The sequence below is a fragment of the Paenibacillus sp. YN15 genome, assembly GCF_003285005.1.
In the GTDB taxonomy this organism is placed as follows: Bacteria; Bacillota; Bacilli; order Paenibacillales; family NBRC-103111; genus Paenibacillus_AR.
In genome coordinates this window covers 1-16356 of sequence record NZ_QMFA01000011.1, presented here as the reverse complement: position 1 = coordinate 16356, position 16356 = coordinate 1, and the positions used below count along the sequence as shown (strand labels likewise).

Genomic DNA, 16356 nt, shown 5'->3' with positions numbered 1-16356 from the left:
CCATGAACGCCCGCGCACCCGCCAGCGTCCGCCAGCCGGATCGCTCCTCGTACAAAATTCTGGTCATGTTCAGCTGTTTTGCGGCCAGTTTGATGTTTGTCCTGTTTCAGGGAGGCAAGCTGGCGCTGATGGTTTTTGTAATCGTTCTCGTGTTGAATATTTACCTGGTGCTCGGCAGATGGAGCGGCATCCGGCGGGTCAAGGGGCAGCGGCTCCTCGGTCCGGAGCAAGCCGAAGAAGGGATCGAAGCCGGCAATCCCGTGAAGGTCAAGCTGAAGGTGCAAATTCCCGGCTTCTGGCCGGTGCCCTACGTGCTTGTGCGGGATCGGCTGCTCCACAAAAACGGAATTGAATATGACTTTGAGGCATCCCTGATTCCGGACTGGAGCCGCAAAGGAGAGTTGGAATATATTACGCCTCCGCTCAGGCGGGGCTTCTACAAATTTGGGCAAGCCGCCTGCTCCACCAAGGATGTGTTCGGTTTGTTCGAGCATACCGGAACGCTGGAGCTGCCCGTTTCCTTCAAGGTATATCCCCAGACCGCCCGCATCAAGGAATGGAAGCAGCTCCAGCAGCTGATGAAGGGGGCCAACCACCACGCGGTAACCACCCGGGCTACCCGGGAAACCACGCAAATCAACGGCGTGCGTGAATACAGCTACGGAGACCGGTTATCCCGGATTCACTGGAATGCTACCGCCCGTACCGGGACGCTAAAGTCCAAGGAATTCGAGAAGGAATCCCTGCCCAAAACCATTGTTTTCCTGGACCGCCAGACCAAAAGCTACCGCAATGCGGACCAGTTCGAGCTCGCCGTCTCGGTGGCCGCATCCCTGTTCCAGTACGGCAAGAACCGGGAGATTAACCTGGGCCTGCTTTCCGTAGGAACGGATTCGGTCTATTTCGAGCCCAAAAGCTTTCAAAACGGCACCAAAAATATGGTTCACCATCTTATTGAGGTTTCGGCAGACGGCCAATATCCCATGCTCCGTATTCTGGAGGACCGGGTCAGGCTGTTTGATCCGGGAACCTGCATGATTATTATCAGCCCCGAGAAGGGGGACGGCATTCTCAAGGCCATGGGATGGCTCCAGCAGCGCCAAATGGTGCCTTGCCATATCTGGCTTTCTCCCCAGGCGGATGAAGGAGCGGAGTGGTGCAGACAGCTGCGGACAATGGGCTACATGGGTTATGCGGTCCGCACCCTGGATGAACTGCCAATGGCATTAAGGGGGGTCTCCAATGGATGAAGCCAATGCACAGACTGGCATCCCGGGAAATAGCGGCGGATTCTCCCTTCGGGCGCTTCTGACCGAGGATTGGCACCGCAAGCTGACCTGCCTGTTCGCCGTGCTGCTTCTGCTGCAATATGTCTCCTGGTTTGCAGCCGAAGAAAACATGTGGTGGCCGGAAACAGTGGCCATGGTGCAGGCCTCCCTCTGGATCAGCTTTGCCGTCGATATTCTCCCAAGAGTAAATATCTGGCTCCGCAAATGTATCCAGCTTTGGCTCCTGATCATCATCAACGGCATTTACAGCGGTTATGAGCCGGTGCTCTACAAGCTGCATTCCATGCAGGACTTCGGCAACTGGGTGTATGATAATTTTTGGCAGCTGAATCCCTTTGTTTGGTTCAGTCTGGGCGCATGGGCCATTTATTCCGCCATGTCCTGGTGGCTGAAATCCAGATGGAGAATCGGCGCGGCGGTGATTCTATCCGTTCTGATCTTTGCCGTAAGGGATTCCTTTTCCACCCTGTACCTGTGGCAGGAAACCGCATTGGTTATATTTTGCGGCTTGATGCTGCTGGTGGTCAGCCATTTCGCCGAGGTCAAACGGAAGAATCCGTACGGCTGGGCGTATCTGATGGAATATCCCGCTACCCTGATTGCCACGATCCTGCTCCTGTTGGGAATTACAATGATTCCGGGAACAGTGATGCCCACCATCCGCCCCATTCTCACCGATCCGTACACCGCCTATATGCAGTGGAAAGGGGAAGAAGTTCCGGCATACGGGAAAACTATCGCCGGCCTTGCGAGCAGCTCCTCAGCCAGCTCCGTTTCAGGCTACAGCAGGGATGACAGCAGCTTGGGAGGAAGCTTCAGCTTTGATTATTCTCCCGTTTTCAGCGTGGACACTACCCATCGGGCGTATATGCGGGGAGAAACCCGCTCGTTTTATAATGGAAACGGCTGGGAAATGAGCGACGGAGACAAACAAGCCGCCAACGGACCTGTGGTTCCGGGCAATCTATTGGCCAGGGATCAGCGCTTTAATGTCAGCAAGCTGAAAACCGTTACCGTCAAGCAGATTGTGAAGCGGCTGAAAGAGGACGATACGTACCCGGTTTTGTTTGGCGCTTTTGGCATCAACAAGGTGGAGGCCATCAATGACGAAGCCTCCGGCGCCGACCGCCTCAGATGGGCGCCGCGGCAGATGGAGCTGCGATGGAGCGGCACCCGGCGCGACAGCTATCCGGAAACCTATACCATTGAATCGGAAATGCCCACCTTCACCGGCGATGAACTCCGGTCGGCAGGCGCATTGCCCAATCCTGCCCAGTTCTCGGAATATCTCCAGCTGCCCCGGGATTTGCCCCAGAGGGTCCGGCAGCTGGCCCAGCAGATCACTGCAGCGGGAGCCACTCCCTACGACAAGGCCAAGCTGCTGGAGCAGTATTTGCAGTCAAGCTTCCCGTATACCAATGAGCCCCAGACGGAGTCGGCGAAAAGCGCGGATTTCGTAGACCGGTTCCTGTTTGAGATTAAAGAGGGCTATTGCGATTATTTTTCGTCCGCGATGGCTGTTATGAGCCGTACCATTGGCATTCCGTCCCGCTGGGTGAAAGGCTACACCGCAGGCCAGCAGGATATCCAGGACCCGTCCTTCGGGGATTTTCCCGTAGACGCTACGGATGACCCAACCGGCATGGGAATATACACGGTGCGCAACTCCGACGCCCATTCCTGGGTGGAGCTGTATTTTCCCGGCTACGGCTGGATTCCCTTTGAGGCCACTTCCGGCTTTACGCTTCCGGCAGTTGCGCCGGCTGCAGAGACCGCTCTGCCGGACATCGCCACAGACCCGCTGGACAGCAGCGCTGTAGACGGGGCAACGGCCACCCCGGGGGAAGGGAAAGGACACCCGTATCTGGCGGCGGCCATTATTGCGGCGGCAGTGCTTGCGGCCGGTGCGGCAGGCTGGTGGTACCGGAAGAGGCTATTCGCCTGGGCGAAAAAAAACCGGCTGCTTGGCGTGAAGCGCTCCTACAATCCGGAGCAGCGGATTGTCAGCGAATATGCGCGGATGTTAAAGCTATACCGCCGCAGAGGCGTTCCCATCCACGACTATGAAACAGCCCGGGAAACCATCGAGCGGCTGAAGCGCAAGGACGTTTGGCTGTCCAAGGATCTGGATGATCTGCTGACGCTCTTCGAAAAAGCCAAGTACAGCCCCCGCCGGGTAACCCCGGAGGAAAGCGGCCGCGCAATCCGGATTGTCGACAAACTGAAAAAAGCTACCTGATTGTTCCCATACAAAGCCGCTTCTTTACCCGGCAGGGAGGAAGCGGCTTGTTTTGTGGACTGATTTCGGAGTCTACGTTTTTTCCATGATCAGGAGATTCCCTTTTGCATCAAATTGAAGAATTATGGTATAGTTTCTCCTATAGCTTGTATGGAATTTTGAGGTGATTATCGGTTGTTTAACAAGTTGAAGCCGCGGCTTGCGGCCCATTCCATTTTCGAGATTCCGCTGGACGAATTGTGGAGGCAGGGAATTCGGGGAATTATCACCGATCTGGACAATACGCTGGTTGGCGCCAAGGTGCCGCTGGCCACCCCGGAGTTGGTGGACTGGTTGAAAAAGGTGCAGGACAGGGGCTTTCAATTGGTGATTGTCTCCAATAACAACAAGCTGCGGGTGAGCGCTTTTGCTGACCCTATTGTTGTTCCGTATATATCCAGTGCGAAGAAGCCCATGAACGCTTCCTTTATCAGAGCCATGAAGCTGATGCAGCTTGGCCCAGCCCAAACGGCAGTGGTGGGGGATCAGATGCTGACCGACGTGCTGGGAGGCAACCGGCTGGGGCTGTACACCATTCTGGTGGCGCCGATGGCGGTGGCCGATGAAGGCTTTTTTACCAAGGTGAACCGTGCGATTGAGCGTGTGGTTGTCCGGTTTATGAAGCAATAAGAATATTGGGGGAACGGTATGTTCGACACAGAAGAAGTCTTGCGCTGCGAGGGATGCGGAGCCGTCCTGCAGCTGGAGGACCCGGGGTCCGTCGGGTATATCCCGGAGGCGGCCCTGAACAAAATTCCGGTGGTTTGCCAAAGATGCTTCCGGATCAAGAATTATAATGAAATGTCCAGCGTAACGCTGAATCAGGATGATTTTCTGAAGATGCTGGGCTCCATTGCCAACAAAAAGGCGCTGGTGGTCCACATTGTGGATGTGTTCGACTTTGAAGGCAGTCTTATCGGCGGGCTCCAGCGTTTTATCGGGAATAATCCGGTGCTGCTGGTGGTCAATAAGATTGATTTGCTGCCCAAGGTCAGCAATTGGAACCGCATCCGCAACTGGGTGCAGAAGCAGGTTAAGGAAAACGGCCTGAAGGTAGCCGAGACGGTATTGGTCAGCGCCCGGAACAATCAGGGCTTTGACCGGGTGATTGATCTGGTGGGACGCCTGCGGGAGGGCCGTGACGTCTATGTGGTGGGCGCCACCAATGTGGGCAAATCCACCTTCATCAACCGGCTGATCCGGGATTACAGCGATCTGGAATCGGAGCTGACCGTTTCCCAATATCCGGGTACGACTCTGGATCTGGTGGAAATTCCTCTGGAGGACGGCAGATCGATTATCGACACGCCGGGCATTGTGTACCGGCACAGGCTGACGGAGCTTTTGCCCAAGCAGTATCTGAAGACGGTGCTGCCGGACAAACCGCTGAAGCCGATGATTTACCAGCTTAATGAGGGACAGACCCTGTTTTTCGGAGCAATGGCCCGCTTTGATTTTATCAAAGGGGAGCGCCAGTCCTTTACCTGCTACGTGTCCGCCGGGGTCAAAATCCACCGCACCAAGCTGGAGCGGGCGGATGAGCTGTATGCGGAGCATAAGGGCGAGCTGCTGACTCCTCCGGTGTTGGAGGATGTGGAGGCCCTACCGGCTTGGGTGAAGCATAATGTCCGGGCCAAAGCCGGTGCGGAGACGGAAGTGCTGATCTCCGGGCTGGGCTGGATTACCGTGAATAACAAAAGCGGCGCGGATTTGGTGGTTCATGCCCCGCGGGGCGTCAAAATCGCGGTCCGCACTCCGGTTTTGTAAGCATACGGCAAAGAGAGGTTAGGCGCATGGGAGAAGAGAAAACAGGCTGGGCAGAGGGAATATTGGATACCAAAACAATCCTTTTCGGCGTCTTCGGCGATCCGGTGGGCCATTCCAAATCGCCGCTGATGCTGAACCGGGCATTCCGGGAGGCCGGAATCAACGGCGCTTACGGAGCCTTTCATATTCTGCCGGGCACACTCCGGGCGGCGGTAGAGGGCATCCGCGCCTTGGGCTTCCGGGGCGTTAACGTAACCATCCCCCACAAGGTGGAGGTTATGAGCTACCTGGACAAAATTGACGAGGCCGCCCAGGCTATCGGCGCGGTAAATACCATCGTCAACGATAACGGGGTGCTCACCGGCTACAATACGGACGGAATCGGATATGTGCGGTCCCTGAAGGAGGAAACCGGCGTTTCCCTGGCAGGCAAAGAAGTATTGCTGCTTGGCGCAGGCGGGGCGGCCCGGGGGATTGTGTATGCCTTGGCCAAGGAGGGCGTCGGGCGGATTGTCATTGCCAACCGGACCGAGGAGCGTGCCCGGGAGCTGGCCCGGGATATGGCCGCATATGTGCCTGCGGAGGGTATCGGCATCAGGGAAATCGGAGGGTTTATGGACCGGACGGAGCTGGTGATCAATACAACCGCCGCAGGGATGCATCCCAATGTGGATGAGCTGCCCATGGACCTGGACCCGTCTCTTCTGCACCGGGAGCTTATGGTAAGCGATCTGGTCTACAATCCGCGGATCACCGCCCTCCTGAAGCATGCGGCAGAAACAGGCGCGCAGATTCATAGCGGGCTAGGCATGTTTATTTACCAGGGCGCTTATGCCTTCGAATATTGGACAGGCCGTCCGGCGCCGGTAGAGGCCATGCGGGCGGCCGTGGAAGAGGCTTTTGGAAGCTGAACAACGATTTTATTTGAACGAGAATGTGGAGGAGCAAGCATGCTTACAGGGAAACAAAAACGGTATTTGCGGTCGGAAGCCCATCATTTGGACCCGATCTTTCAGGTTGGCAAGGGCGGCGTTAACGACCATATGCTGAAAAGCATCGCCGAAGCGCTGGAGGTCCGGGAGCTTCTGAAGGTATCCATCCTGACCAACAATACGGATGACAAGCATGAGGTGGCGGAGGAGCTGGCCCGGGGAACGGGAGCGGAGCTGGTGCAGCTTATCGGCAAAACCGTGATTTTGTACAAGGAATCCACAGACAACAAACGCATTGAGCTTCCGCGGTAATCCGAGGGGGAATCGGTCATGCGGATCGGTATTATGGGCGGCACCTTTGACCCTATTCATGTAGGGCATTTGCTGGCGGCGGAGCTGGCCAGAGAGGCGGAGCAGCTGGACGAGGTCTGGTTTATGCCCGCCTTTGTCCCTCCCCACAAGCAGAACGGGGCTGTGGCGGGGCCGGAGGACAGGCTGGCCATGGCCCGGCTGGCGGTAGAGGGCAATCCCCATTTTAAGGTAACGGATATTGAAATTGCCAAACAGGATACGTCTTATACCATCGATACGGTAGAGCTGTTAACCGGGCGTTATCCCGCGGACAGCTTCTGTTTTATCATCGGGGCGGATATGGTAATGTATTTGCCCCACTGGCGACGGATTGAGGATATTGTCCGCCGCATCCGCTTTGTGGGCTTGGCGCGGCCGGGCTACACGCTGGCTCTGGAGGAGCTGCCTGAAGTGATCCGCAGCCGGGTGACCTTGGCCGCGATGCCCCTTGTGGAGCTGTCGTCGACGGAAATCCGCAGGCGGCTAGGAAGCGGCGAGACCGTCCGTTACATGGTGCCGGAGCCGGTGCGGCTTTATATGGAGGGAAAAGGACTTTATGCCTAATGATCAATTGCTGGAAAAGGTCAAAAGCCAAATGCCTGCCAAACGGTGGTCCCATACTCTGGGTGTGATGGAATCCGCCTGTGTGCTGGCGGAGCGCTTTGGAGCGGACCGGGAAAAAGCCGAGCTGGCCGCCTTGCTCCATGACTACTGCAAATATTGGCCGGTGGACAAGCAGCGCCAGGCCTTGCTTGACCATAATGCCGCAGAGGATTTGCTGGATTACGAAGCCGCTTTATGGCACGGACCTGCCGCGGCTGCTGTCCTGCCTGCCGAAACGGGAATTACGGATGCGGAAGTTTTGGACGCTGTCCGGTGGCATACCTCGGGCCGGGTAAACATGACTCTTTTGGACAAAATCGTCTGTTTGGCGGATTACATCGAACCCAACCGGGATTTCCCCGGCGTGCATAAGATTCGCCAATTGGCCGAACATAGTCTCGAGAAGGCGCTTGTGGCCGGGTTCGATTCGACCATTTCGTTTTTGCTGGAAAAGGGGCAGCCCATCTATCCGTTGACGGTTCTATCCCGCAATGCTTTGATTGGACTTGTAAACGGTAGGGATTCGTAAACAATAGGGGAGGAATAAATGAATGAGTATAAAGCCGGAAGCCGTGATGTCCCTGGTAATGGATGCCGCGGAGGATAAAAAGGCCATGAATCTGGTTGCGCTGAACCTGGAGGGATTGTCCATGGTGACAGATTATTTCGTTATCTGCCACGGCAATTCGGAGACGCAGGTGCAGGCTATTGCTACGGAGATCCGCAAGCGGGCCGACGAGCACGGCGTTCCTGTTCGGGGGATCGAAGGCGTCAACACCGCCAGATGGGTGCTTGTGGATCTGGGGGATGTCGTAGCCCACGTGTTCCACCGGGAGGACCGGGAATATTACAATATTGAGCGTCTGTGGTCCGACGCGAAAGTGGTTGAGCGGGTATGACCTTGACTTTGCAGGCCGGAACGGCGGTAAAGCTCCAGGTGGCCAGAGAAAAGGCGCCTTACGGTTATTTTCTTACCGACGGGAGCCAGGATGTGCTCCTCCACTACACGGAGGTTGTAGGAACCGTCAAGCAGGGGGAGCAGATTGAGGTGTATCTGTTCCATGATACGGAGGATCGGCTGGCGGCGACCATGCGCCGGCCTCGTTTGCTGCTAGGGGAGACGGCGCTTTTGGAGGTGACCGATATCCATCCCCGCTTCGGCTGCTTCCTGGACATCGGCATCGGCCGGAATCTGCTGCTGCCGTTCCGCGAGCTTCCCGACCTGCCGGAGCTGCGCCCCCAGGTGGGGGACAAGCTCTATGTGCTGCTGGATCATGACAAGCAAGGCCGGATGCTGGGGCGGCTGGCGGGTGAGCAGGGACTGGCGGAGCTGGTATTCCATGCGCCTGAATCCTGGAAGAACCAGTGGATGGAGGCCCGGGTGTACAAGCCCTTGCAGGACGGAACCTTCGTTATTGTAGAGGGCGGGGTGCTGGGTTTTGGAGCCTTCGGCATGATCCATGCTTCCGAGCGGACGCATCTCCTGCGGGTTGGCGAGGTGGTGAAGGTGCGGGTAACCCATGTCCGGGAGGACGGGCGGGTGAACCTGTCCATGAAGCCGCTGAAGCAAATCGGCCGCGACGAGGATGCGGAGCGGCTCCTGGAGGTGCTCCGCCAGCGTGAGGGCGGCGGCATGTCGTATTCGGACCAGACGCCGGCGGATATTATCACGAAGCGCTTCGGCATCAGCAAGGCGGCCTTCAAGCGGGCCTTGGGCAAGCTGATGAAGGAGGGGCTGGTTTACCAGAAGGAAAACTGGACCTACCTGAAGCCGGAAGCGGGGGCGGAGAAAGGGCTGGAGGCGAAGGCGGATAAGGGGCCGGAAGAGGCATGAGCTACGGCAAATTTGCGCTGGTGTATGACCGGCTGATGGAGGATATGCCGTACGAGGATTGGGTTGCTTTTGCCCTGGAGGCTTTTGGACGCAAGGGGCTGGCCAAGCCGGGAGCAGCGGGAGCGGAGGCCGTCCGCCCTGTGGTGGCGGATTTGGGCTGCGGGACGGGCAGCATTGCCATTCCCCTGGCTTTGCAGGGCTACCGGGTCTACGGCATCGACCTGTCGGAGGCCATGCTTTCCATTGCCGCGGACAAAAGCCGGGAGCTTCTGGCCGGACCCCGGGGTTCCGTCCCGGGCCCGGTTTGGCTGGCCCAGGATATGAGGGAATGGGAGCTGGACGAGCAGGCGGATGCGGCGGTTTCCTTTTGCGACTGTCTGAACTATTTGACGGAGGAAGAGGATGTGGCGGCCGTATTCAGCCGGACCTTTGAAGGGCTGAAGCCGGGCGGCGTGTTTTTGTTTGATGTGCATACGGAAAAGACGCTGTTGGATTATGCGGAAAATCAGCCCTTCGTGTACAATGAAGAGGATCTGTCGTACATCTGGGAGTGTGAGCTGGACGAGGAGCTTTGCCTGATCCGGCATGATTTGGCGTTTTTTGTGAAGGAGCCGCAGGGCGGGTTGTACAGCCGCTTTGACGAGACCCACGAGCAGCGGGCGTATCCGCTGGAGCTGCTTGGCAGGCTGCTGGCTGCCGCCGGGTTTGAGGATATCCGCGTGTTCGCGGATTTCACCTGGCAGGAAGCGGATGAATCGGCGGCCCGGGCGTTTTTTGTTGCAGTGAAGCCGGCTTGATGCGGATGAAGCCGGATATAAAGAAGCCGCTCTTGCAGCCGCGCTGATTCTTCTCCCCTGTGACGGGGAGGAGGATGGCGCGTTGCAGGGGCGGCTTTTTTTGGGAATGGAGTGCGTTACGCCTGTCCGTCCTGCCCGGGGAAGGTAGCGGCGAAATAGCGGCCCCAGTGGGGACGGCTGCCGTCGGCGTCGGTAAAATCATATTCCTCGGATAACGCCCAGGTGCTTAAGGAGAGGCCGTTTTTCCGGGCCACATTAGGATCAGCAGCCAGGGCGGCTACTGCTCTGCCGATATAAGCGGGGGTTTCCGACGCGATAAAATGGGGATCTTGGGCCGCGGCGTCCCGCCAGTTGGCTTCTGTAACGCCAAAGTGATCCAGCATGGCCTCGGAGCGGAGAAAGCCGGGAGTGAGGGAGAGAGCGGTAACGCCGTGAGGCTTCAGCTCTTCAGCCAGCCCTTCTGCAATATGGACGGCGGAAATTTTCGCGAGACTGTAGAAAAGATTGCCCCGGAATTTGTAGCCGACGCCGTCGGTAATTTCGATCAGCAGCCCCTTGTCTCCCGACGCTAATAGGGGAGCAGCATAGTAGGCGGAAATCAAGTGGGCGGACACCGCCTGCTTCTGCATCTGGAGGCCTTGGCTGAGACTTTGCTGCCAAAAGGGCTTGCCCCAGTCCATCAGCATATCGCCGCCCCAAATATCATTGATGAGAATATCCAGCCGCCCTCCTTGCTCTCGCTTCACCCGGGCGAATAATGCCTCTGCGTCCTCCGGAACCGTCAGATCGGCGCGTACCGGAATGCCTTGGCCTCCCCGGGCTGTTACTTCTTCCGCCGTCTCCTCAATGGTCTCCGGACGTTGCATGGGGGACGGGTTGCCTCTGGTGCTCCGGCCTGCCACATAGACCGTTGCTCCTTGCTCCCCCAGCGCCAACGCAATGGCGCGGCCTGCGCCGCGGGTACCGCCTGCCACTACAGCGATTTTTCCTTCCAACGTTTTGTTCATGTCATCGGCTCCTTCCATTCGTAAGTTATCCTGTCTGTAAAATGTCTGACTGATCTTATGCTATCATGTTAATTAAGACAACCTTTGTCATATTTCTGTGGTAAGCTTAAATTAAATATAAAGCGGATTGCAGGGAGGGTTTATCCATGCGGGCAGACAGGCTGATCCAGCTGTTGGTGCTTCTTCAGCAGTCGGAAAAATGGACGGCGAAGGAATTGGCGGCGCGGCTGGAGGTTTCTGAACGTACGGTCCACCGGGATATGGAGGCATTGTCCATGGCAGGCTTTCCCGTATTGGCGGACCGGGGCGCCAACGGAGGCTGGTATTTGCAGGAGGGCTACCGGAGTCTATTGACCGGGATGAACCGGAGCGATATTAAGGTTCTGCTGATGCCGGAGCTTGCCGCAAGAGGAATGGATTCCCGGTGGGGGGAGGCGTTCCAGCGGGTTTCGCAAAAGCTGCTGGGCGCTTTGCCTCAAGGGTGGCGGGAGCAGGCGGAGCTGGTCCGGCAGCGCATTTATGTGGACGGAGCCGGCTGGTATGCCCGGACGCCCGATGAACAGGAAACGGTGCTGTCCGTTCTGCAGGATGCCTTGTGGGCGGGCAAAAAAGTGGAGTTTTTATACGGCGCGGGGGATGGGGAGGCCACCGGTCGGACGGCCAGCCCATGCGGACTGGTGGTCAAAGGCACCGTCTGGTATCTGGTTGCCGCGCCGGACGGGGATGGCGACACGGGAGTGGTTGCTGCTGAAGCGCTCCGCACCTACCGGGTGTCCCGCATCCGCCATGTCCGTATGACGGAAATGGCTGCGGCGGCGATCCCTCCCGGTTTCGATCTGGCAGCTTATTGGGAGGCCTCCCTCGTCAGGTTTCGGGAGCAGCTTCCCGTGTATCCCGCCGTAGTAGAGGGCGACCCGGAGGGAATCCGGCAGTTGGGGGAGACCCGCTTTGTCCGGCTTCTCCGGACGGAGGGGGGAGAGGGCGGCCAGGTCCGGGCCCAGGTGGAGTTCAACACCATGGAATCCGCCGCATCCATCATTTTGGGGCTGCAGGGGGCTGTGGCTGCCGTAGAGCCCGCGGAGCTGGTGCGGGATGTTGCGGCCAAGGCAGCCAGGTTGGCAGGGCTGCACGGTCTGCCGGGGCAGGACCTGGCTGCTGAGGGAAATGTTGAGGCGGCAACGTAATTGAGAGTGAATGCTGCGCCTCCGGCTTTGCGTAGCAGAATTCAGCGGCGCTTATACGCCGAAAATCCGACTGTTCGCATTCTAAACGGAAATGAGTTCATGATTTGACTTTTGGCTTGCCATGGAGAGATTGCATATGCTATGCTTCTTGTAACATATAGTTACCGGGTGAAGCACACCTGTCGATTTCCCATGAAGGGAATTGGCGGGTGTGTTTTTGCTTTCCCTGGTGAACAAGTTATCTATCGCCAAGGAGATGATCCATCATTGACCGACCATGATGCGCTGTACAAGGAATTGCTGCGAACCTTCTTCCAGGATTTTATGGAGCTTTTTTTCCCGGAAACTGCCGTGTTTATGGATTTTACGGAAGTGGAATTTCTTTCGGAGGAGGTTGTGGTGGATATTGCCGGGGGCAAAAAAAGCCGGTTGGATGTGCTTGTCAAGACCCGCTTGAAGCATGAGCAAGCCTTCATCCTGGTCCACCAGGAGCCGCAGGCCTATTACCAGGAGGAGTTTCCGGAGCGGATGTTTATTTATGCTGCCAGATTGTACGAGAAGTATCGGCTCCGGGTGCTGCCCATCGCCATTATCAGCCACAGCCGGCAGACTGCGGAGCCGGAGGGCTTCGGCTGGGAGCTGCCTGGCCTTGAGGTGCTGCGGTTCCGGTATCACCGGCTGCAGCTGCGCAAGCTGAACTGGCGAAATTATGTCCATTCGGTTAATCCGGTAGCTGCTGCATTGCTCAGCAGTATGGGCTATAATGAGGAGGAGAAGATCCGGTTGAAGCTGGAGTTTATCCGGATGATGGCCCAGCTTCAGCTTGATCCTGCCAGAATGGAGCTGCTGGCTGTTTTTTTCGACACCTACCTGCCGCTGACGAAGGAAGAGGAGCAGCAGGTGTGGCGTGAGGTGAAGCAAATTTATGGCGTAGGAGGGACAGAAGTGATGGAATGGAAAACGCATTTTGAACGGTATGCCAAGGAAGAGGGCAAGGAAGAAGGACTTCGGGAAGGCATCGAGAAAGGCATTGAGCAGGGAATTGAAAAAGGCAAGCTTCAGGTAGTCCGGCATATGCTGGCAGAGCGTCTGGACCCGGCCCTCATCGCCAAGGTCACCGGCTTCTCCCTGGATGAAATCAACCGGCTGGACCAATAGGCTGCTGGCGGGGGCAATCCATTCCCTTTCGGTTCAGGAGATTGTGCGGCATTATCGTGCTTTCTTGACAATGACGGTCCAACAATCATATAATTTCACCATATATGCACAATTTGCTTAAATGAGGCTTGGATAAGGAATAGTAGCGTACGGGGAGACATTACAGAGAGCCGGTAGCGGTGGAATCCGGCATGTCGCGCCTCTGGCGAACTCGCCTTGGAGCCAGGAGGATGAGAGGCACCGGCGTCAAGCTGTCCGGTGAGCCTTAAGTCTGACCGAGCTAAGCCCGCGTTAAGGGCCGATGAAGTGGGTGGGCAAGGCAATGCGGCGATTAGCCGGCGGCCGGTTGCCTATCAAGCAGGGTGGTACCGCGGGAAGCCGATGCTCTCGTCCCTAGCAGGTTTTTTATGCTGGAGGCGGGGGCTTTTCTTGTGTGCGGGATGGTTCCCGATGGGATTATTCAGGAATGAAAAGGCGGGAGGAAGCAGGTATGGCAGAAGAAGTGAAAGAGATGAAGGAAACGGGCTACAATCCCCAGGTGATGGAGCCCAAGTGGCAGGACCGGTGGGACCGGGAGAAAACCTTTAAGGTGCTGGAGAACAGCGATAAGCCGAAATTTTACGCGCTGGATATGTTTCCGTATCCGTCCGGAGCCGGGCTGCATGTAGGCCATCCGGAAGGCTACACGGCTACCGATATTATTTCCCGTTACAAGCGGATGAAGGGCTTCAACGTGCTCCATCCCATGGGCTGGGACGCCTTCGGCTTGCCGGCGGAGCAATATGCGCTGGATACGGGGAATGACCCCCGGGATTTCACCAAGAAGAATATTGAAACTTTTAAGCGGCAAATCAAGTCCCTGGGCTTCTCCTATGATTGGGACCGGGAAATCAGCACAACCGATCCGGACTATTATAAGTGGACCCAGTGGATTTTTATCCAGCTGTACAAAAAAGGCCTGGCTTATGTGGACGAAGTGCCTGTGAACTGGTGTCCCGCTCTGGGCACCGTACTGGCCAATGAGGAGGTCATCGACGGCAAAAGCGAGCGCGGCGGCCACCCCGTCATCCGCAAGCCCATGCGTCAATGGGTGCTGCGCATTACCGCTTACGCGGAGCGGCTCCTGGAGGATCTGGAGGAGCTGGACTGGACGGAAAGCATCAAGGACATGCAGCGCAACTGGATCGGCAAGTCCAAGGGGGCCGAGGTGCGGTTTGCCATCGACGGCGTGGATGGCGCGGAGCTGACCGTCTTCACGACCCGCCCGGATACCCTGTTCGGCGCTACCTATTGCGTGCTGGCTCCCGAGCATGAGCTGGTTGCCAGGATCACCACCCCCGAGCAGGGGGCTGCGGTGAAGGAATACCAGGACAAGGCCGCCCGCAAAAGCGATCTGGAGCGGACGGATCTGGCCAAGGATAAAACCGGCGTGTTCACCGGAGCTTATGCGGTTAACCCCGCAGACGGACGCAAGGTGCCCGTATGGATTGCGGATTATGTGCTGGCCGGCTACGGTACCGGCGCCATTATGGCGGTGCCCGGCCATGACGAGCGGGACTATGCGTTTGCGAAGCAGTTCGGCCTGCCTATCGTGGAAGTGGTGCAGGGGGGCAACCTGGAGGAGGCGGCCTACGCCGGAGACGGTGCCCATGTAAACTCCGGCTTCCTGGACGGCCTGAACAACGAAGCGGCCATCGCCAAGATGATCCAATGGCTGGAGCAGAACGGCAAAGGCAAGGGCAAGGTCACCTACCGCCTGCGGGACTGGCTGTTCAGCCGCCAGCGGTATTGGGGCGAACCGATCCCGATCCTGCATCTGGAGGACGGCACCATGAAGCCGGTGCCCGAGTCGGAGCTGCCCTTGGTATTGCCACACACGGATGCCATCCGGCCCTCTGGCACAGGGGAATCCCCGCTGGCCAATCTGGAGGACTGGGTGAACACTGTGGACCCCGAGACGGGTATGAAGGCCCGCCGGGAGACCAACACCATGCCCCAATGGGCAGGCAGCTGCTGGTATTACCTGCGCTATATCGACCCGAAGAACAGCGAAGCTCTGATTTCCAAGGAGCTGGCCGAGAAATGGCTGCCGGTGGATCTCTACATCGGCGGCGCCGAGCATGCCGTGCTGCACCTTCTGTACGCCCGCTTTTGGCATAAGGTGCTGTACGATCTGGGCGTCGTGCCCACAAAGGAGCCCTTCTACAAGTTGGTGAACCAGGGTATGATCCTGGGCGAGAACAATGAGAAGATGTCCAAGTCCAGAGGCAATGTGGTCAACCCCGACGATATTGTCAGCCAGTTTGGCGCGGACACCCTGCGCATGTATGAAATGTTCATGGGACCTTTGGAATCCACCAAACCCTGGAGCATCACCGGCGTGGAGGGCATCCACCGCTTCCTGAACCGGGTATGGCGTCTGTTCATCAACGAGAACGGACAGCTTCAGGAGAAGATTGTGAAGGATGGCGAAACCACTGACGCGTTCAAAAAGGTGTGGCACAAGTCCATCAAGAAGATCGGCGAGGATTATGAAGCGCTGCGCTTCAACACCGCCATCTCCCAGATGATGATCTTTGTCAACGAAGCGTACAAGACGGATGTGCTGCCGTTTCAGGCGATGCGGGATTTTGCCCAGCTGATGGCGCCGATCGCGCCGCATATTGCCGAAGAGCTGTGGGAGCGTCTCGGCGGTGCCGAAAGCATTACCTATGCTGCTTGGCCGCAGGCGGATGAAGCCTGGACCGTGGACAGCGAGGTGGAGATCGTGGTGCAGGTCAACGGCAAGATTGTGGAGCGGCTGAAGATTGCAGCCGATCTGCCGGAGGAGGCCATGGAGGAAGCAGCCCGCGCTTTGGAAAAGGTGCAGGCGGCCATCGCAGGCAAAACCGTGCGCAAGGTGATCCGGGTGAAGGGCAAGCTGGTCAATATTGTCGCAAATTAAGGATACGCGGGCCGCAGCGATGCGGCCTTGCTGAGGAGGCCCGGGGACGAGACAGGTTCCCGGGTTTGTTTTTTTCGGGAAGATGTGGGGAAGATGGGCGCGGAAAATTCCTGCCGTTATCTCCGGGGAAAAGGGTTGTGCGGCAGGAATAGTTATAATGAACGAAACCGACATCCAGTTTGCTTCAACGTAGGTTAATTTGGAAATAATGG

At 57.4% G+C, this 16356-nt stretch carries 15 protein-coding genes; 14 read left to right on the top strand and 1 reads right to left on the bottom strand.

Annotated elements, in window-relative coordinates; all coding sequences use genetic code 11:
- The first annotated feature begins 2 nt into the window (after positions 1–2).
- The 11 genes from DQG13_RS11265 to DQG13_RS11215 all read left to right on the top strand — a co-directional run bounded on the left by DQG13_RS11265 (position 3) and on the right by DQG13_RS11215 (position 9851).
- A complete protein-coding gene (locus tag DQG13_RS11265) occupies positions 3–1250 on the top strand; it encodes a DUF58 domain-containing protein (RefSeq protein WP_113019859.1) in 1248 nt (415 codons plus the stop codon).
- Positions 1243–3528 (top strand): DUF4129 domain-containing transglutaminase family protein, encoded by a 2286-nt coding sequence (locus tag DQG13_RS11260; RefSeq protein ID WP_113019858.1) that lies wholly within the window; start codon positions 1243–1245, stop codon positions 3526–3528. The genes DQG13_RS11265 and DQG13_RS11260 overlap by 8 nt, the downstream gene beginning before the upstream one ends.
- A 174-nt stretch (positions 3529–3702) precedes the next feature.
- Positions 3703–4197: a YqeG family HAD IIIA-type phosphatase gene (locus DQG13_RS11255; protein ID WP_113019857.1), complete on the top strand. Its 495-nt coding sequence runs from the start codon at positions 3703–3705 to the stop codon at positions 4195–4197.
- Positions 4198–4215: 18 nt separating this feature from the next.
- The gene (yqeH, locus tag DQG13_RS11250; protein ID WP_113019856.1) at positions 4216–5334 is read left to right on the top strand and encodes a ribosome biogenesis GTPase YqeH; all 1119 of its coding nucleotides are present in this window, start codon (positions 4216–4218) and stop codon (positions 5332–5334) included.
- Positions 5335–5360: 26 nt separating this feature from the next.
- Positions 5361–6245 carry a shikimate dehydrogenase gene (gene aroE / locus DQG13_RS11245; protein ID WP_113019855.1) on the top strand — a complete coding sequence of 295 codons (885 nt, stop codon included), beginning with the start codon at positions 5361–5363 and terminating at the stop codon, positions 6243–6245.
- 39 nt (positions 6246–6284) lie between these two features.
- A complete protein-coding gene (gene yhbY, locus DQG13_RS11240; protein ID WP_113019854.1) occupies positions 6285–6578 on the top strand; it encodes a ribosome assembly RNA-binding protein YhbY in 294 nt (97 codons plus the stop codon).
- Between the two features lie 18 nt (positions 6579–6596).
- On the top strand, positions 6597–7181 hold the full coding sequence (locus DQG13_RS11235) for a nicotinate-nucleotide adenylyltransferase (RefSeq protein WP_113019853.1): 585 nt from the start codon (positions 6597–6599) through the stop codon (positions 7179–7181).
- The gene (gene yqeK / locus DQG13_RS11230; RefSeq protein ID WP_113019852.1) at positions 7174–7749 is read left to right on the top strand and encodes a bis(5'-nucleosyl)-tetraphosphatase (symmetrical) YqeK; all 576 of its coding nucleotides are present in this window, start codon (positions 7174–7176) and stop codon (positions 7747–7749) included. The genes DQG13_RS11235 and yqeK overlap by 8 nt, the downstream gene beginning before the upstream one ends.
- Before the next feature lie 22 nt (positions 7750–7771).
- On the top strand, positions 7772–8119 hold the full coding sequence (gene rsfS / locus DQG13_RS11225; RefSeq protein WP_113019851.1) for a ribosome silencing factor: 348 nt from the start codon (positions 7772–7774) through the stop codon (positions 8117–8119).
- A gap of 2 nt (positions 8120–8121) precedes the next feature.
- Complete coding sequence (locus tag DQG13_RS11220) at positions 8122–9054, top strand: CvfB family protein (RefSeq protein WP_113019966.1); 933 nt, start codon at positions 8122–8124, stop codon at positions 9052–9054.
- Positions 9051–9851: a class I SAM-dependent DNA methyltransferase gene (locus DQG13_RS11215; RefSeq protein WP_113019850.1), complete on the top strand. Its 801-nt coding sequence runs from the start codon at positions 9051–9053 to the stop codon at positions 9849–9851. The genes DQG13_RS11220 and DQG13_RS11215 overlap by 4 nt, the downstream gene beginning before the upstream one ends.
- Before the next feature lie 116 nt (positions 9852–9967).
- Here the strand turns inward: DQG13_RS11215 and DQG13_RS11210 are convergent, their stop codons facing one another.
- On the bottom strand, positions 9968–10858 hold the full coding sequence (locus tag DQG13_RS11210; RefSeq protein WP_113019965.1) for an SDR family oxidoreductase: 891 nt from the start codon (positions 10856–10858) through the stop codon (positions 9968–9970).
- A 146-nt stretch (positions 10859–11004) separates the two neighbouring features.
- Between DQG13_RS11210 and DQG13_RS11205 the strand changes: the two genes are divergently transcribed.
- From DQG13_RS11205 to leuS, 3 genes are all read left to right on the top strand, one after another.
- Positions 11005–12042 (top strand): helix-turn-helix transcriptional regulator, encoded by a 1038-nt coding sequence (locus DQG13_RS11205; RefSeq protein WP_113019849.1) that lies wholly within the window; start codon positions 11005–11007, stop codon positions 12040–12042.
- Positions 12043–12309: 267 nt separating this feature from the next.
- Positions 12310–13200 carry an RpnC/YadD family protein gene (locus DQG13_RS11200; protein WP_181592706.1) on the top strand — a complete coding sequence of 297 codons (891 nt, stop codon included), beginning with the start codon at positions 12310–12312 and terminating at the stop codon, positions 13198–13200.
- Positions 13201–13690: 490 nt separating this feature from the next.
- Positions 13691–16144, top strand: a complete 2454-nt coding sequence (gene leuS / locus DQG13_RS11195; protein WP_113019847.1) for a leucine--tRNA ligase — start codon at positions 13691–13693, stop codon at positions 16142–16144.
- The last annotated feature ends 212 nt before the right edge of the window (positions 16145–16356 follow it).

Excerpts from the sequence above, each read along its gene's own strand:
- DQG13_RS11265 (WP_113019859.1), top strand. The coding sequence starts at position 3 with ATGAACGCCCGCGCACCCGCCAGCGTCCGCCAGCCGGATCGCTCCTCG.
- DQG13_RS11260 (WP_113019858.1), top strand. The coding sequence starts at position 1,243 with ATGGATGAAGCCAATGCACAGACTGGCATCCCGGGAAATAGCGGCGGA.
- yqeH (WP_113019856.1), top strand. The coding sequence starts at position 4,216 with ATGTTCGACACAGAAGAAGTCTTGCGCTGCGAGGGATGCGGAGCCGTC.
- aroE (WP_113019855.1), top strand. The coding sequence starts at position 5,361 with ATGGGAGAAGAGAAAACAGGCTGGGCAGAGGGAATATTGGATACCAAA.
- yhbY (WP_113019854.1), top strand. The coding sequence starts at position 6,285 with ATGCTTACAGGGAAACAAAAACGGTATTTGCGGTCGGAAGCCCATCAT.
- DQG13_RS11235 (WP_113019853.1), top strand. The coding sequence starts at position 6,597 with ATGCGGATCGGTATTATGGGCGGCACCTTTGACCCTATTCATGTAGGG.
- yqeK (WP_113019852.1), top strand. The coding sequence starts at position 7,174 with ATGCCTAATGATCAATTGCTGGAAAAGGTCAAAAGCCAAATGCCTGCC.
- rsfS (WP_113019851.1), top strand. The coding sequence starts at position 7,772 with ATGAGTATAAAGCCGGAAGCCGTGATGTCCCTGGTAATGGATGCCGCG.
- DQG13_RS11215 (WP_113019850.1), top strand. The coding sequence starts at position 9,051 with ATGAGCTACGGCAAATTTGCGCTGGTGTATGACCGGCTGATGGAGGAT.
- DQG13_RS11210 (WP_113019965.1), bottom strand. The coding sequence starts at position 10,858 with ATGAACAAAACGTTGGAAGGAAAAATCGCTGTAGTGGCAGGCGGTACC.
- DQG13_RS11205 (WP_113019849.1), top strand. The coding sequence starts at position 11,005 with ATGCGGGCAGACAGGCTGATCCAGCTGTTGGTGCTTCTTCAGCAGTCG.
- leuS (WP_113019847.1), top strand. The coding sequence starts at position 13,691 with ATGGCAGAAGAAGTGAAAGAGATGAAGGAAACGGGCTACAATCCCCAG.